General features: G+C 46.8%; 8 protein-coding genes and 1 pseudogene. 7 read left to right on the top strand and 2 right to left on the bottom strand.

What is annotated here, in order from left to right; translation table 11 throughout:
- The first annotated feature begins 184 nt into the window (after positions 1-184).
- Positions 185-3,301: an S-layer homology domain-containing protein gene (locus ACR32F_RS26660; protein WP_440112433.1), complete on the top strand. Its 3,117-nt coding sequence runs from the start codon at positions 185-187 to the stop codon at positions 3,299-3,301.
- Between the two features lie 145 nt (positions 3,302-3,446).
- Here the strand turns inward: ACR32F_RS26660 and ACR32F_RS26655 are convergent, their stop codons facing one another.
- The gene (locus ACR32F_RS26655; protein ID WP_440120024.1) at positions 3,447-3,602 is read right to left on the bottom strand and encodes an IS3 family transposase; all 156 of its coding nucleotides are present in this window, start codon (positions 3,600-3,602) and stop codon (positions 3,447-3,449) included.
- A gap of 443 nt (positions 3,603-4,045) precedes the next feature.
- Between ACR32F_RS26655 and ACR32F_RS26650 the strand changes: the two are divergent.
- Positions 4,046-4,996 (top strand): annotated as a pseudogene (locus ACR32F_RS26650) (IS30 family transposase); the annotation flags it as partial.
- A gap of 378 nt (positions 4,997-5,374) precedes the next feature.
- Positions 5,375-6,952: a class I adenylate-forming enzyme family protein gene (locus tag ACR32F_RS26645; protein ID WP_440112431.1), complete on the top strand. Its 1,578-nt coding sequence runs from the start codon at positions 5,375-5,377 to the stop codon at positions 6,950-6,952.
- Between the two features lie 97 nt (positions 6,953-7,049).
- Here ACR32F_RS26645 and ACR32F_RS26640 read toward each other — a convergent pair whose 3' ends face one another.
- Positions 7,050-9,878, bottom strand: coding sequence for an endo-beta-N-acetylglucosaminidase (locus tag ACR32F_RS26640; RefSeq protein WP_440112429.1), 2,829 nt, complete (start codon positions 9,876-9,878; stop codon positions 7,050-7,052).
- Between the two features lie 255 nt (positions 9,879-10,133).
- Here ACR32F_RS26640 and ACR32F_RS26635 point away from each other — a divergent pair, with 255 nt between their 5' ends.
- The 4 genes from ACR32F_RS26635 (at position 10,134) to ACR32F_RS26620 (ending at position 16,205) form a co-directional block, all read left to right on the top strand.
- The gene (locus ACR32F_RS26635; protein WP_440120023.1) at positions 10,134-11,921 is read left to right on the top strand and encodes a sensor histidine kinase; all 1,788 of its coding nucleotides are present in this window, start codon (positions 10,134-10,136) and stop codon (positions 11,919-11,921) included.
- 1 nt (position 11,922) lies between these two features.
- Positions 11,923-13,437 carry a response regulator gene (locus tag ACR32F_RS26630; protein WP_440112427.1) on the top strand — a complete coding sequence of 505 codons (1,515 nt, stop codon included), beginning with the start codon at positions 11,923-11,925 and terminating at the stop codon, positions 13,435-13,437.
- A gap of 281 nt (positions 13,438-13,718) precedes the next feature.
- A complete protein-coding gene (locus ACR32F_RS26625) occupies positions 13,719-15,197 on the top strand; it encodes an ABC transporter substrate-binding protein (protein WP_440112425.1) in 1,479 nt (492 codons plus the stop codon).
- A 78-nt stretch (positions 15,198-15,275) separates the two neighbouring features.
- On the top strand, positions 15,276-16,205 hold the full coding sequence (locus tag ACR32F_RS26620; RefSeq protein ID WP_440112423.1) for an ABC transporter permease: 930 nt from the start codon (positions 15,276-15,278) through the stop codon (positions 16,203-16,205).
- The last annotated feature ends 69 nt before the right edge of the window (positions 16,206-16,274 follow it).

Genomic DNA, 16,274 nt, shown 5'->3' with positions numbered 1-16,274 from the left:
TTGTATAGTTTTTGTAGAGATTCGATTGTTAAAATATGATTTATAGTAAATGTGGGATTTGCCGACAACCACATAGCGATACTTAGATTTCTAAGGAGGTTGCTTAAAAAAGGGCAAACATTTGCCCTTATGTAAAAGTGACAAGAACAGAGTTTGTCTAAAAAATTGATTGGGGGAAAAGAACGTGTTTAAACAAAGCAACAAGTTTCTTAAGAAAAAGCATGGAGCGTTATTCCTCGCAGCAGCTCTGACCGTAGGTGGTTTACCGGTGGTTCCGACGGCTGTCAGCGCAGCTGATGCAGATCAGGCATTAATTACCACGTCAGGTGGCACATCCAGTTACGATTTTGTGGATGGACAGCAATCGTCTGGAGCAGTTATTGATCCTGGAATTGTAATTCAAGATTCCGCTTATACAACCAATTTGGACGCTGCCACCGTGCTGCTTGAAAATTTTCAAGCAGGGGATCAACTTTCATTTACCGCAGCGCCAGGAATTACAGGAACATATAATACTGCAAATGGTGTATTAACTTTCAAAGGAACTGCGTCAGCTGAAGCTTATATGCAGACATTGTCAACTGTTGCATTTTCGACAATCTCCAGCAATACGTCAGCCAGAACCGTTAGGTTTACCTTGGGTGATGCCCTTCCTTATGATGCCAACGGTCATTTTTATAAATATATCAATAAGGGAAGCAATATTTCCTGGACTGATGCAAAAAATGAGGCTGCAGCCGACGACTATTTCGGGCGCGAAGGATATCTGGTCACGATCACAGATGCTCAAGAGAATGCATTTGTCAAAGAAAAGACAGAGGGTGTAGGCTGGATTGGTGCACAAGATATCGAGCGCAAAAACGGCGGTGCTAAAGTCAATGGTGACTGGCGCTGGGTAACCGGGCCGGAGGGTCTGGAGGACAACGGGAATGGTCTGAAATTCTACCAAGGCTATCTAGGCGGTACGAAAATTGGGTATGCCAACTGGGCTGCCAGCGAGCCTAATGATTATAGTGGTCTGGAATACGTAGCGCATATTTTTGGGCCTGGCGCCAATGCAGGACAATGGAACGATTACCCTTTGAGCAACAATGTTGTAGGGTATGTCATTGAATACGGCGGCATGGAGGGTGACGAGGATTTTGGAATCATCGCCGAGAAAACCGTTTCTATTGTCAATATTACCGATCTTAAAGAAGCCGTTGAGGAAGGGAATCAACTGAACGAAGAAGATTATAAGGCTTCGGAATGGACAGCATATAAAAAAGCGCTGGAAGACGCCAAAGCAGTGCTTGATAACAAAAACAAAACACAAGAAGAAGTAAATAAAGCACTTGAGCAATTAAAAATAGCGCAAGAGCAGCTTAAACCTATGCTGATCACCGAGCCGAGTGGTGGTCTGGTCAACGTATCCAAGCCTGAACTCAAAGGTGTCGCAGACCAAGATTCGAAAATCACCGTTGAATTGAAGGATGAGAACGGAATTGTGCTTGAAAGAAGAGAAGTAGAAGCAGATAAAGATGGAAATTGGAGCTTTACCCCGTCGGCAGAATTGCCGGATGGAACATATACTGTTGATGTAACGGCAGTTAGAAATGGTAAAGTGGCCAAAGAATCCAAGACGCTCGTAGTAGAGTCTGCTCAAAAATCGCATCTCATCGGTCTAGAGCTGAGCGCTCACGATGGAACTTCGATTCCATTGTCTCCGGCTTTTGCCGAAAGTACGCATAATTACACTGCTACTACTGCAACGTACAGCGTATATTTCAAACCAACACTGGACTCCGTTGCAGGTCTGGATCCGAATGCCAAGATTGAGTTTTCGCTCAATAATGGTGCCTGGACAGACGCGACTAGCGGTACAGCAAGTGATCATTTGCCTTTGAATGAAGGCCCCAACACAATTGTTGTTAAGGTTACGGTTAACGGAAGGGAGACCCTGTATACGCTGAACATTTTCCGTACATTCAATAGTGGAAATAATGGCAGCAGCGGAGGCGGGGGTGGCGGAAGCACAACTCCAACAACAACGCCAAGTACTCCTGAAGCTCCAAAGGGCAATCTTGACATAACTGTCGATGGCAAAGACAATCCGTTTGCAACAGGCACAACCTCAACTTCAGACGGCCGTACGACAACTTCAGTTAAGGTAGATCCGGACAAGCTGGGTGAAGCTGTATCGGAAGGTTCAGGCCAGGATCTGACGGTTCACTCGCCAAATGAAGGAGATCTGACGGTTGACGGATTGACAGCGGACACCTTGAAGAAGTTGGGCGATAAGGGAGCAAGCCTGAAAATCAGCAACCCGCTGGCCATTTATCCGGTACCTGCCGGAAAAATGAACCTGAATTCTGTCGCTGGTCAATTGGGCAATGCAGCGCTTAGCGATATCGGGGTTCGCATCGACATCAAGCCTTCTGCGGAAGGATTGATCGCATCTGCGAAGAACAAAGCAGCTGCGGGTGGTTATGAACTGCTGGTTGATCCGGTTGATCTGAACCTGACGTTTAGCCATGGCGGGAAGACCGTAGAATCCGGTCAATTGAATGGCTATGCAGCCAAATACATCGCTCTGCCGGAAGGCATCGATCCAAACCGGATTACGACAGGCGTTGTAGTGAATCAAGACGGCAGCGTGTATCACCTGCCTACCGTTGTAACGAAGATCAATAATCGTTATTATGCACAAATTAATGACCTGCGTAGCAGTGGTACTTACTCAGTGATCTGGAATCCGGAGGATTTCACCGACGTGAGAACCCATTGGGGTCAAGCGGATGTGAATAACATCGCAGCACGACTGGATCTGAAGGGGAATGGGGATAACACGTTCTCGCCGGAACGCAGTGTAACACGTTCCGAGTTTGCGGAGATTGTGGTCCTCGGTCTGGGTCTGATGCGTCAGGAAGCATCGCTGGTTAACTTCCCGGATGTGTCGGCTTCCGTCTGGAATAAAAATGCTATCGCCATTGCAGATGAATTTGATATCGTTCGTGGTTATGACGATGGCTACTTCTACGGCGACAAACAAATTACGAGAGAGCAAGGCTTCGCTATGGTAGCCCGTGCGTATCGCCTGATTCAACCCGATGCGGCTGCTGGTAATACTTCTGCCTTGGCTCAATATCCAGATGGGGCAAAAGTAGCCAACTGGGCGAAAGCGGATGTAGCGCAACTAATCGAAGCAGGTATCATTCAGGGCGAGGGTACTCATCTCAACCCGAAAGCGCCGATGAAGCGTGCGGAAGTGACGGCATTAATTGCAAGAATGCTGAAGATGACCAATTTAATTGACAAGTAAGTAAGTTTATTTAAACAACCACTGACAGCCTTAAACTGTCAGTGGTTTGTTTTTTTAGAGGAGGATGTTAGGGGACCCGAACATGCACGCATAAGAAGTCGCCATATTAGTCATAACTCCGTCAAATAGACACAAAAAAGACGCCTTAAGCTGTGGCCGTTTCCCGGTATTCTAACGGGGAGCGGTCGTTTAATTTCTTTTGAAAACTTTCGTGGTTATAGAACGAGACGTATTCTTGGTTAGCTTGCTCCAAATCTGCAAGGCTTCGCAGCTTACTTCGATATATTACCTCGGTTTCGATCGTTTTACAGGGATTCTAACGGGAAACGATAGTTCAATAAAACCAAAGAAGCAGCCGACCATAGTGATCGGCTGCTTTTGTTCAAGTAACGTGCAGTTTAGTTTTGTTGAAAAAAGGTTTTATCTAAGTTTTATAGAAAGTAAAATAAAGTAAATTAACTTCTTGTGCAATTGCACTCCTTTTACGTTTAACAACACAATTAACAAGGAGGAATCAAGAAATGGTTAATGGTAAATCTAAGATAATTGGCCTTATTGGTTTAGTGATAATTTAACAGTAGTTTTTGTTTGTTCTTATCAGATTTATCTCAATGTAGGATATGTTTATAATTGACGGATTGTAATATGAAGTGCGACACCTACTGGAAATAAATAAAAAAAGGCCCAACCGGATTCGTGTAGAATGAAGGTTCCTACACCACATTCACACAAGGAGAATCCACCATGAGCTACACACATCTTAGCATAATTGAGCGCAGCAAGCTAGAAATCCTCCATCGACAGGGTCAAAGTTCAAAAGCCATCGCAAAGGAACTAGGAAGACATCCTTCGACGATTAGTCGTGAATTGGAACGTGCTACTTCATCGCAACCCTATCATGCAGAGCAGGCTCAGAGCGCTTATAAGGAGCGTCGTAAAGCTTCTATCTCACCTGGTAAATGGTCCGAAGCCATAGCTATTTCCTTGGAGGAAAAACTGCAGGCAACGTGGTCTCCGGAGCAAATCACGGAACGTTTCCGCTTCCAAGGCATGCCGTCGGTCTACTTTAAAACCATCTATCGCTGGCTCTACGCTGGGCGTCTGGTTCGAGGCACGTTACAGGTCCTTCGGCACAAAGGGAAGCGTCAGAAACCCACAGAAACTCGCGGTCGAATTCGCTATCGGCAAATCGATTTCGGATCGCCCCAAAGAGGTTCGTTCTCGTGAAACGTTTGGGCACTGGGAACTGGATACCGTCGTATCAGGTCGTGGGAAAAGTAAAGGTGCGTAGCGACGTTGATTGAACGCAAAACACGTCTGTATACTGCTGTTCTCATGCCCGACCGTACCGCTTTGTCGATGGAGATTGCGCTCGGTGTAGCAATTTCACAGTACCCTACAGGGAGCTTCCTCACAGCCACGGCTGATCGAGGAAAGGAGTTTGCATGCTATGCCAATCTGGAAACGGCCCATAGCCTGCACGTTTATTTTGCTGATCCGTATTCGTCTTGGCAACGCGGTTCCAACGAGAATGCAAACGGGTTGCTTCGAGAGTTTTCCCCTAAAGGTACCGATTTCGCTCAAGTGGAGGATGAAGATCTCGCCCGTTCACTCGATCTAATGAATCACAGACCACGAAAGCGCTTGGGTTGGAGAACCGCTCACGAATCTTTCACAGAGGAACTGTCGCACTTGGTTGACAATTCGTCACGTATAAAAATCAAGGCTTACATCGAATCATCTCAGGGCTCCTCTCTATGATTGGAATACTGTCGGCAGGGCATCAAAGTGATCAGTTGCTGATCTCAACTAGCGGACTGACAATAGGGATCGTTGCAGAAATGATAACGATCCTTTTTTGTACCTTTAAGGACGAGAATCATGATACCTAATTAAGCTAGCGAGTAGGTTAACGGCAAGGATCGTCTGTGGGCAACACTGTAATATCAGGAGAATTTATGAGTTTAATAGGGGATGATGATTACTTATTATTCCAGATATATGCTACCTTCTTCTTAAATCCACAGTTTTCTTAACGGAAAAAGTGGAAATTTAAATGTTGGGGGCGATTGCTTGCTTCTATCCGAACGCTTGCCTTTTGCAGCAAGTCTGTACCCTGAGGAATCAGCGTTAATGCGACACGGCCAAACGATGAGTTATGGGGAGCTTTACGGTCAAGTTGAGAGGCTGAGTCATGCCCTGTATGTTGAAGGTCATCGGGCGGGAGATCGGTTTGCCCTTTTAGGTGATCCAGATCCCCAACTCGTCGTGGCGTTCTATGCAGCAGTTGGAATCGGAGCCATACCGCTCGTTCCGTCTCCTTTGCTAACGGTGTCTGAACTCGCTGCCATATTCCAAGATGCAGAACCGCATATGGTTATTCATGATGAGCAACATGCTGAAGCAGCTATCGACACGGTAAAGCTTCTTGGGTATTGTCCAAAACTGTTCACGACAGACGAAGAAGAGCCGAATGCCAGTTCGCTCGCCGCTCTTTTACAGCAGGAACACGTGTCCCCTCCAAATGGCCATTTCAATCGAAGTGTAGACGATACGGCAGTCCTGATTTATACGGGCGGGACAACCGGTCGACCAAAAGGGGTAATGCATTCGCATCGAGGTATGGCTGCTTGGAATCAACTTACGCCTTCTGCAGGCTTCGGTCATGATCTCAGGCGTCGTGTGTTAGTGCTCAACCTATCCCATCTGGTTGGTCAGTTCCAGTTGTGGGCGACCATGGCTGCCGGAGGCTGTCTTGTATTTCTAGACGAATACCCGGCGGATGTACAACGCATTATAGACGCCGTTGAACGTGATCAGATTACACAACTCAGCACAGTAGGCCAACTGCTTCGTGATCTTACCCGCGAGGCATCCGTCGGGGGTAGAAACTTGAAGAGCCTAACGCTTATTGGGTGTGGAGGGTCCATTATTTCCCCGGATACACTTCAAGATGTCGTATCGCAATTCCCTGAAGCTTTAATTGTTAACAACTACTCACAAGCGGAATGTGGAATGTCCATAAGCCGCCTTTTTCCTGCTCAGCATATGGACGATCCTCTTCGCCTTCGATCCGTAGGTCGTCCTGCCGACCTGGCTGCCCAGGGTGAGCAGGCCTTCGAAGTTCGGATATTAAATACGGACGGAAGTGAGATAATGACGGGCGAGGCTGGAGAAATCGTTGTTCGAGGTGCACAGACCATGATGGGGTATTGGCGCCAGTTGGAGGCTTCTGCCGAGACCATGCCCGATGGCTGGATCCGAACTGGGGATGTCGGTTGCCTGGATGTCGAAGGTTACCTATATGTGTTTGATCGCTTGAAGGATATGGTTATTGTGGGCGGTTCCAATGTGTTCTGTGCCGAAGTGGAGCATGTTATTGTGACCCATGAGGCGGTAAGCGAGGCGGCCGTAATCGGTCATCCTCTTCCTGACGAAGGAGAGGAACTCGTCGCTTTCATAGTGTTACGTGACGGTGATAGTTTGGATCTGGCACGGTTGCGGGCGTTTTGTGAGCCACACCTTGCTCCGTACAAATGGCCGACTCAACTGTTCATTGTTGATACGTTGCCCAGAACAGCTGTGGATAAAATAGACAAAAAGCAATTGCGCAAGCATCTATGTTCAATTTTATCCGAAGGACTACGCTAACGGAAAATGGTGTTCAAAGAGCAGTTGAGATCAACAAATACAGCCCTTCAATCTTTCTTTTGGAAATGAAGGGCTGTACGTTATTCTAATGTTATATTTACCTCAAAATCGTAGTAGCCTGATTACCCGCATAATCCTCAATAACCAGCTTCAAAGAGCTGTTGCTGGACGCTGGTGTGAAGGTCAGTTCACTCAGCTTCGTTCTACCCCGAATGATATAAGGGAATTTCTGCGAAACGTAAGTGACTCCGAACTCGCGTGCGACTCCATTTTCATAAACATAGATCTTGTACCAGTCCTCCAGATCAGGCAGGGCAAGCGTGTAGTTTCCATCTTTTACCGTCACCTTTTCCTTGGCGTATGGTGTAGTCTGAAGATCTGCGAGCTGTCCGGTATGGGTAACCGGATTCTGCCCGCCAATAGCGATGTTCAGCACGTAATGTTCACCATTGGTCGGAAGTCCGGTCAAGACGGCAGATTGTTTTCCTTTTTTGACCTGAAGTGACTTGATAAAGGGTTCTTTCGTATATTCGGTTCGAAGAGTGAGCTGAATCGACTCGTTGCCTTTACCTCTGTTTTTATTTTTATCCTTGTCTTCATCCGTGCCCGTATTCTTATTTTTGTCTTTATCCGTATCTTTCGCTTTCTTCGGGTTTTTCCAGCTCACGATGGCATCGCCATTGTTTTTGAATATCACATCAATATTCTGAACGGCTGCATTCAGATCATAGGGCAGGACGGTTGCTGCACTCTTGGTACCATCTGCGCCTACAGCCCGAATGGACAGTTCACCAGACGGTTGTTTGAGCGATTTGATATAAAAGGTGGAATCATACACGCCGCCAACATAGGCACCATTTTCATACAAGTTGTATTGCTTGACCTCTGAATAGTCCTTCATGTCCCACGCTACAACCAGTTCATCGGTGTTGGTCAGCGCTTTGGCAATATGGAACCCGGTAGGTGCATCCGGCACAACGGCTGAACCGTCGAAAATACGGATCTCACCAATGTTCATCTGATATTTTTCAATCGCCTTGCCATTCGGGTCAAAGGATAGTCCCAAAGCAGCAATGGTCTTGCCTTGATATGCGCTCAAATCCAGTGAAGCGGTCTTCCAGCCTTTCGTTTGCTGGCCTGAATTAGGCACATTCACGTTGACCACGTTGGATGGGTCATCTTCAAAGATCAACCCAACATGCAGGGTAGAAACGTCGCTGCCAGACGGTTTGTTATACGTCAGCTCCAGTTTCGATTGTCCGTTGACGGACAGATCAGTCTTGTACAGTCGCAGGAAATTCTCGGCGTTCAGTGTACCGTTCACCACGAGAGAGCTGCCGCCATTGAAAGCGCCAATGGCGTCGTAGTTGTACCTTGCGCCTTTCTCGTAGGTTGGACCATAGTCAAAATCAACACTCAGCTTGTCATCTTCGCTATCCATCCACCATTGCCATGTCACAGGGATATCCTGAATGTTGATGTTGGACCATTCTTTATCATTCGAGACGGCGCCGTCTTCATAATATTTCAGACCATGGCCTGTATTGAAGTTGGTCGCAAAGTTGGAGCCATTAATGACGGAGCGTTCGGTGAGATATGCGGCGATCCCATCCCAGTTCGCACCGGAAGCATATACATCCGACAGGTCCACCGAGTTGTTACGGCGTGCATTCGTCGGGTCTTGATTCGGGCCTGACCACCACGCACGATCGCGTACAAAGGTCATCCACTGGTACTTGTCCTCAGCTCGGTGATTGGTGCTGCCATCGCCCATCTCTTCATCCAGGGCGTTGTGGGTGAAGTCGGCACCCAGTGTCGCGATACTGTTCATGGGTTGCCCGTTCTCATCCAGATTATGACGCAAGTCATATAACTGCTTCCAGCGGCCGAACTTGTCATGTCCACCTTCGACACCAGCAAATACGGTTTCCAGCGGATCGAGTCCGAGGCTGATCGCATGATCACGGGAATCGCGGAGCATCTTGTGGTTCCACACATAGTTCAGGAAGATGGAATCTGAGACTCTGCCGAGAGCGGAATCCTGGACAAAGGGACTGTTGATCCCATTGAATTCGTTCTGATACTGAATCTTGCCCGTTGTATTGACGGTGGAGTCATACCATTGGACGTATAATCCTTTGTCCCTGAGATATTTCATGAATTTCTTATAGGATGGGATATCCTCAGGGGCTACACCTCGGGCAACCTCTTCCTGATTGAAGAAGTATCCATCATAATTATAATACTTCGCCATCTCAGCCAATTTCTCAGCTACAGGGAAATGGCCGTTTTCATCCTGTATGAGCATTTGTTTGTACGTTTGTGGTCCACGGTCATTGTCTGAGAAAAAGATGTTGGCAATGGACTTGACGCCATTTTTGTGGGCTGCATTGGTGTAGGCTGGATTCGGAATGTTCAGAATGCCGAACTCGAAATACTTTTCCGTCCACTCCTTACTTGGGTCGTACAGCTCCTCGGGCACTCCCGCAGAGGCCATGCCGTGCCAATAGCTGTAGTAGTCTGTATATTGCCAATAATTAAACAGATACTGGCTGAATTCATTGGTATATGGTGTGCTATCGAAGAAGGCATTACCGTAATCACCACTCATTGTGAATAACCGGGTGTCTGGGCTAAGCTCAGGATAAGCCTGTGTCGCAGCGAACGCTTCATTACGGGGCTGCAAGGGAACGTGGGCACGAAGCAGATCACCATGGATATCACTTTCAGGTGTCCAGTTCAGAATCTGGGCCGAGGTGTATCCGTGCTGATAGGGCTGATTCATCCCTTTGGCGCTGTCACCTGTGTAAGGGAGCGTGTCTCCTGCATAAACGGATGATGCAACAACTTGTCCAAGCAGAGCCGTAGTCAGTATCATGGCGGTTACCTTGGGAATGAGGCCTTTTGGTTTGAGTTTGCGTGTCATGCTGTTCCTCCTTCAAAGTGGAATGACTGTAGGGTATTCTTTTACACAAAGCTAAACGTATGGTTAACGATAGTGGATGAAAGCATTTTCAAATAGGGCTAAATTAAAGAAAGGCAGGTATAAACTAAAGAAAAGTTCCAAGTGACAAGTTTATGTCAGAGGGCAAATGATATAATCCAAGTCAGGGAAACAGCATTGGAGGGAACATACAACTTGAAAATTGTTAGCGTTTACAATAATTTCTTCAAAAATAATATGTTTATGAAAATGCTGCTGATCTTCTCGATGATTTCGATTGTCACGATCATTACATTGTCTTATATCATCTTTCTGTCAGTGTCCGACTCCACGATTCGCCGGGAACTGGCGATCCAGAAAGCGGCAATGGAACATGTGGATCGAACCATTCATCAGCAGTATGAATCGGTGCAGAACATGGTCAGAGACATGCATCAGAATGAGGCACTGTCCGCCAATATTACCTATCTGATGAATCACACGTACGCTGAATATGTTCAGCATATGACAAATGGATACTACGCCAATCAGGACGACTATTCGGCTGACGTGTTGAAACATTTTCAGAACATTATGGATCGCAATTCGGATATCAATCAACTCATGTTATATAGCGCTGAGCAGCAGGATCTGTCCACCTTCAATCAACGCAAGCAGTTCCGCAAGCTGGACACCAATGTGGCTCACTCCTATATTCCGGATGTGATGGCGATGGAAACGCCCAATATTAGTGCACCCAATTATTGGATTCGCAAAGAGATTAATCAATGGGACCCTGCGCTCTATTCCATCCGCGTACCGATTAATAATACACAGACCCTTCGTAATCTGGGACAATTTCTTGTCTTCTTTGACTCGGCGGGAATCGGTAATGCTTTGGATAACTACGAGAGCAATCTGAAGGGAAACATCGTGGTGCTATCGGCAAATGGTACAGTATTATTCGACTCCAACAATCATTATTACGGGAAGAAGTATCCCTATGTGAATGTGTCCGAATCTCTGTTTGATCAGACGGATATGGATGCGATGAAAAAGGAGCAGAACATGTATGTGAACAAGTTTGTCTCCGCAGATCAGGGCTATGTGGTCATTGGCACCGTTCCTGTGGAAGAGATGACTGAAACCTATGCGGGCATTCGCAATACGATCATCTCCATCAGTACTGTATGTATTCTGTTTGCCGTGCTGGTTCCGGCGTTTTTCATTATTAACTTTGCCAAACGAACCCGTCGAATTATTCGCTTCACCCAAAAAGTGAAATACGGCAATCTGACGGCTCGCATCGACGATCCACGTGATGATGAACTGGGGCAAATCTCGCATAGCTTCAACGATATGCTGGATGAGCTGAACCTGTACATTGAACGGGTCTACAAAGCCGAGATCAAACAGAAGGAGACCGAACTGGTCGCACTACAGGCTCGGATCAACCCCCACTTTCTCTATAATACGCTTGAAGTGATTCGGATGAGGGCGATATCTCAGGGGGCGAGGGATGTCGGCGAGATGATCTATAGCCTATCCGTCTTGTTCAAGAGCCTGGTACAGCAAAAGAAAAACTATACGTTGAAGGACGAAATGGAAGCTTGCCGCTTGTATCTGGAGTTATTCCGAATTCGCTACAAGGATATTTTCATATATACGATCCAGATCGACGCTGCTTATTATCAACACCCTGTGGTCAAACTTTCGCTGCAACCCATCATAGAGAATTATGTCGTGCATGGCATTCAGACGGAACGTCCGGATAACCGGTTATCCATTGTTGTGGAAGAGACGGATGATGTGGTGCAGGTGGAGGTCAGGGATAACGGTAAGGGCATTGAGCCTGCACGCCTGACTGAAATTCTGGAAGAACTGGAACGCCCTGAAGAGTCTGGTCAGATGTTCGGGCTACGCAGTGTTCATAGTCGATTACGTTTCCTGTACGGGCCAGAGTTCGGAATTACGATAGAGAGTACCCTTGGAGAAGGGACACGGATCAGGGTGCGTTATCCACATACAGAAGGGACAGGTGTGTAATATGTACAACGTGTTTATTGTGGACGATGAGCCGTTCATCATTGAAGGGTTATACGATATTGTGGAATGGTCTTCGTTAGGGATGGAAATTGTAGGTCATGCGGGTAATGGACAAGCGGCGTTAAAGGCTCTCTCTTCACAGCCTGTGGACATTCTGATTACGGATATATCCATGCCAATCATGAATGGTCTCGACCTGATACGGGAAGCGAGACGATTGCAGCCTGAGATGAAGGTGATTATTCTCAGTGGTTTCAATGAGTTCGAATATTTGAAGGAAGGCATGCAGCTGGGTATCGAGAATTATCTGCTCAAACCGATTAATGTGGAAGAACTGGAATCCACACTGAGCAACACGGCATCCAAGCTGGATCATACGATGTCACCTCAAGCCGATGATGCTTATGGCATCCAGATTCTGAAGGACAACATTCTTCATCGATGGCTTACCGGACAGATCGCAGCTACCGAATTTGAGGAACGTGCCCGGTTTATGAACCTTTCGCTGGATGCACCGGACGTTGCTGTGGCCGTCCTGCGTGCCAAAGGGCAAGCATCCGGCATGTTTGAACGCGTGGAGGGGATGCTGAGGGACAAGCCCCATCTGAACGTATTTCATGATATTGATGGAGACATCGTCATTGTTGCTAATGTGGACGGCAATGGAGATGAGGAACAGAAGTTGATGGATGGTCTTCAGGAATTATCTGACGCGATATCCGTAACACATCCTGTGATACGCATTGGAGCAGGTAGGTTGATGAAGGGGCTATATTATGCTCCGACCAGTTATGCCGAGGCGAAAAAAGCACTCCAGTATGTGATGATCTATCCCGATCTCAAAGTGATTGACCATGCCATACTGGAAAAGCGCGGAAGCTCAACAGCGTCCTTCTTCATCGATTGGAGGGAGTACGCCAAACTTATTCTGTCCCGGAATACAGAACAACTTGCCGACCGGATTCGCATGGATTTTGAACAGCATCGGGATGGACTTACGCCTGGGGAGCTTCAGAACACCGCACTGGAAGTTGTGATTCGCTTCAAGATGGAACTGGAGAGCATCAAACATTCGGATGAGTCCGCCATCTACCAACAAGGGCTTCGTCTGGTGCTGGACAGTGGAACTTTTGATGAGCTCGTGCGGGCGCTTCAGCAGGTGGGGTCGCAGACCATCCAATCTCTATTGCAGGATTTGAAAAATCCGATTGTTAACCAGGTGCTTCAGCATATAGACAAACATTACGCAGAAGAGCTCTCTCTGAAGCTGCTGGGTGCCCATTATCATCTGCATCCGGTGTATTTGGGACAATTGTTCCATAAGGAGACAGGGGAGACATTTGCCGAATACATCAACAAATACCGGATTGAACGTGCGAAGGAGCAGTTACGCAATTCCAATCTGAAGGTACATGAGATTGCCCGGAATGTAGGATACTGGGAGACGGGTTATTTCTATAAGCAATTCCGCAAATATGTGGGGATCTCACCGACCGATTTCAAGGTTTTTGGTTGATATAGTGGCTGGGGGATTAGTTCTGCGGATTGAAATACAAGAGACATACTGGGAACAGGAATGGCATGCCATGAGGTTCGTGCCATAGGTTACCCGGCATGTCTCTTTCATGTAAGCGATTTATTAAAACAGGGATGAAAAAAATGCCCAAGGACGATTTCCCTTTAATTTGTACCTCGAAAACTTAAGTTTATCTTCTTTTTGTAAATGCTTTCATTCGATAAGGTTAAAGCAGTTAGATTGTAGAGCCTAAGGGAACACGAAAAGGGAGGATCAAGGAAATGAATAAACAAAGAAAACGTTTCTCGCTCATTCTTGCATTGTTAATGGCCGTTATGCTTGTTCTAAGTGCGTGTGGAGGAAGCAAAAGTGCTTCAGAATCAGAATCCGGCGGAGCGGGAGATGACGCAGTCGAGTTGATTTGGTATACCATCGGTACCCCTCAGAAAGACGTTAACAAAGTGATGGAAGAAGTCAGCAAGTATACCAAAGAGAAAATTAACGCAACGGTGACGATGAAGATGGTTGACTGGGGTGACTACCCGCAGAAAATGCAGGTTAACGTAGCATCAGGTGAGCCAATGGACATTCTGTTTACCTCATCTGGTGGATTCGATTATGTACAAAATGCCAGAAAAGGTGCATTCCTTGAGCTGGATGACTTGCTTACTGAACACGGTAAGGATCTCACAAAAACCATTGATCCTGCATTCCTCAGCGGTTCGAAGGTAGACGGACACAATTACGGAATTCCAGCCAACAAAGAGCTGCCTCAACAAGAGGTATGGCGTTTTAACCAAATGCTGGTGGATAAACACAAGCTGGACATCACTGGCATCCGTACGTTAGACAGCCTGGAGCCTTTGCTCAAAACGATCAAGGAAAATGAGCCGAGTGTAACTCCTTTTGCCATGGATAAGAACTATGTTCCTTACGTGCCGTATGACTATGTTATTCAGAATCTGCCAATGGCGATTAAGCTGGATACAACGGACTATAAGCTCGTGAACATATTGGAAACGCCTGAAATGAAAGAAGCACTCACCACGATGCACAAATACTACAAGGCCGGTTATGTATCGGCAGAAGCGGCAACAACAGGTTCCACGAATGATCTGACGACATCAGGCAACTGGTTCCTGGATCGTGCACAGACCCAGCCGCTCGCGGACAATCAATGGTCTGCAAGCTACGGTTATCAAGTCGTTTCAACACCTGCAAGTGAAGCAATCATAACCAATACATCTGTACAAGGTTCCATTATGGCAATCTCGGCCAACTCGGAATATCCGGAGAAAGCGATGGAATTCCTGAACCTATTGAATACAGATCCGGTGCTGCGCAATATGGTGGATTCCGGTATCGAGGGCACACACTACAAAAAAGTGGATGACACGCATATGGAAAATCTGCCTGAATCGAAAAACTACGATATGCCTTCATATTCCCTTGGGAACAACATGCTGCTCTTCCTGAACAGCAATGACCCGGATAACAAATGGGATGAGTTCAAGAAGTTTAACGCTGAAGGTGTCAATTCCCCAATCCTCAGCTTCAACTTCGATGCAAGCAATGTATCTGCTGAACTGACGGCTGTACAGAACGTGAAAGAACAGTATTGGGCAGCACTGATGACAGGTACACTGGACCCGGCAGCCAATCTGGACCAAGTGATTGAGAAGTTCAATCAAGCGGGATTGGAGAAAGTTATGGCTGAAGCCCAAAGCCAGCTGGATGCCTGGAGAGCGGAAAACAAGTAACAGTACATCATAAGGATCGGGCGGCTGCTTATCGCGCCCGGTCCTTTTTCATTCAAAGCCTGAGGGAGGATATCCACAATGAGTACATTTTTGAAAAATCTGATCAGAAACCGAGTCATGCTGCTCATGGTGCTGCCAGGCGCCATCTGGTTTTTCTTCTTCTCTTACTTGCCACTCGTAGGCACCGTGGCTGCCTTTAAGGAATATCGATTCAGCCGTGAAGGCTTCTGGGCAAGCCTTATGAAGAGTGAATGGGTAGGATGGGACAATTTCAAATTCCTGTTCAGCACAAGTGACGCTTGGCTGATCACGCGTAATACCCTTTTTTATAACATCGCCATTATTTTCTTGGGACTGGTATTCGCTGTGGCTTTGGCCATCCTGCTCTCGGAACTGATCAATAAACGACTCGCCAAACTATATCAAACGGGCATGTTCCTGCCGTATTTTCTATCTTGGGTTATCGTTGGTTACTTCGCATTCAGCTTCCTGAGCATGGATCGGGGCATGTTGAATCAGATTATCGGCTGGTTTGGAATGGAACCAATTCAGTGGTACTCTGAGGCGAAATATTGGCCGTATATCCTAGTGTTCGTAGCGTTATGGAAAACCATTGGTTATAGCAGCGTTGTCTATCTGGCGTCCATTCTGGGGATTGATCGTTCGCTGTATGAAGCAGCGATGATTGATGGCGCAAGCAAATGGCAGCAGATTCGCAACATTACGATTCCATTGCTGTCACCCATCATTACGATTATGACCTTGCTGGCCGTGGGCCGCATTTTCTATGCCGACTTTGGACTCTTCTATCAGGTGCCAAGGGATTCGGGTACGTTGTATTCCGTTACAAATGTGATCGATACGTATGTATATCGTGGTTTGAAAACAAGCGGTGAAATTGGTATGAGTACAGCTGCGGGATTGTATCAATCCGTGGTGGGTTTTGTACTCGTCATTATCTCCAACTATGTTGTACGCAAAGTAGATAAAGACAGCAGCCTATTCTAGGACAAGAGAAAGGAGTGAACCACTGTGGCTCAACTCGTAAAAAAACGCGACTTCCATCACGTATCCAGC

It is taken from the genome of Paenibacillus hebaui (genome assembly GCF_051934385.1).
In the GTDB taxonomy this organism is placed as follows: domain Bacteria; phylum Bacillota; class Bacilli; order Paenibacillales; family Paenibacillaceae; genus Paenibacillus.
This window is presented reverse-complemented; position numbering and strand designations above follow the sequence as displayed.

Coding starts and splice junctions, on each gene's coding strand:
- ACR32F_RS26620 (WP_440112423.1), top strand. CDS start 15,276: ATGAGTACATTTTTGAAAAATCTGATCAGAAACCGAGTCATGCTGCTC.
- ACR32F_RS26625 (WP_440112425.1), top strand. CDS start 13,719: ATGAATAAACAAAGAAAACGTTTCTCGCTCATTCTTGCATTGTTAATG.
- ACR32F_RS26640 (WP_440112429.1), bottom strand. CDS start 9,878: ATGACACGCAAACTCAAACCAAAAGGCCTCATTCCCAAGGTAACCGCC.
- ACR32F_RS26630 (WP_440112427.1), top strand. CDS start 11,923: ATGTACAACGTGTTTATTGTGGACGATGAGCCGTTCATCATTGAAGGG.
- ACR32F_RS26635 (WP_440120023.1), top strand. CDS start 10,134: ATGTTTATGAAAATGCTGCTGATCTTCTCGATGATTTCGATTGTCACG.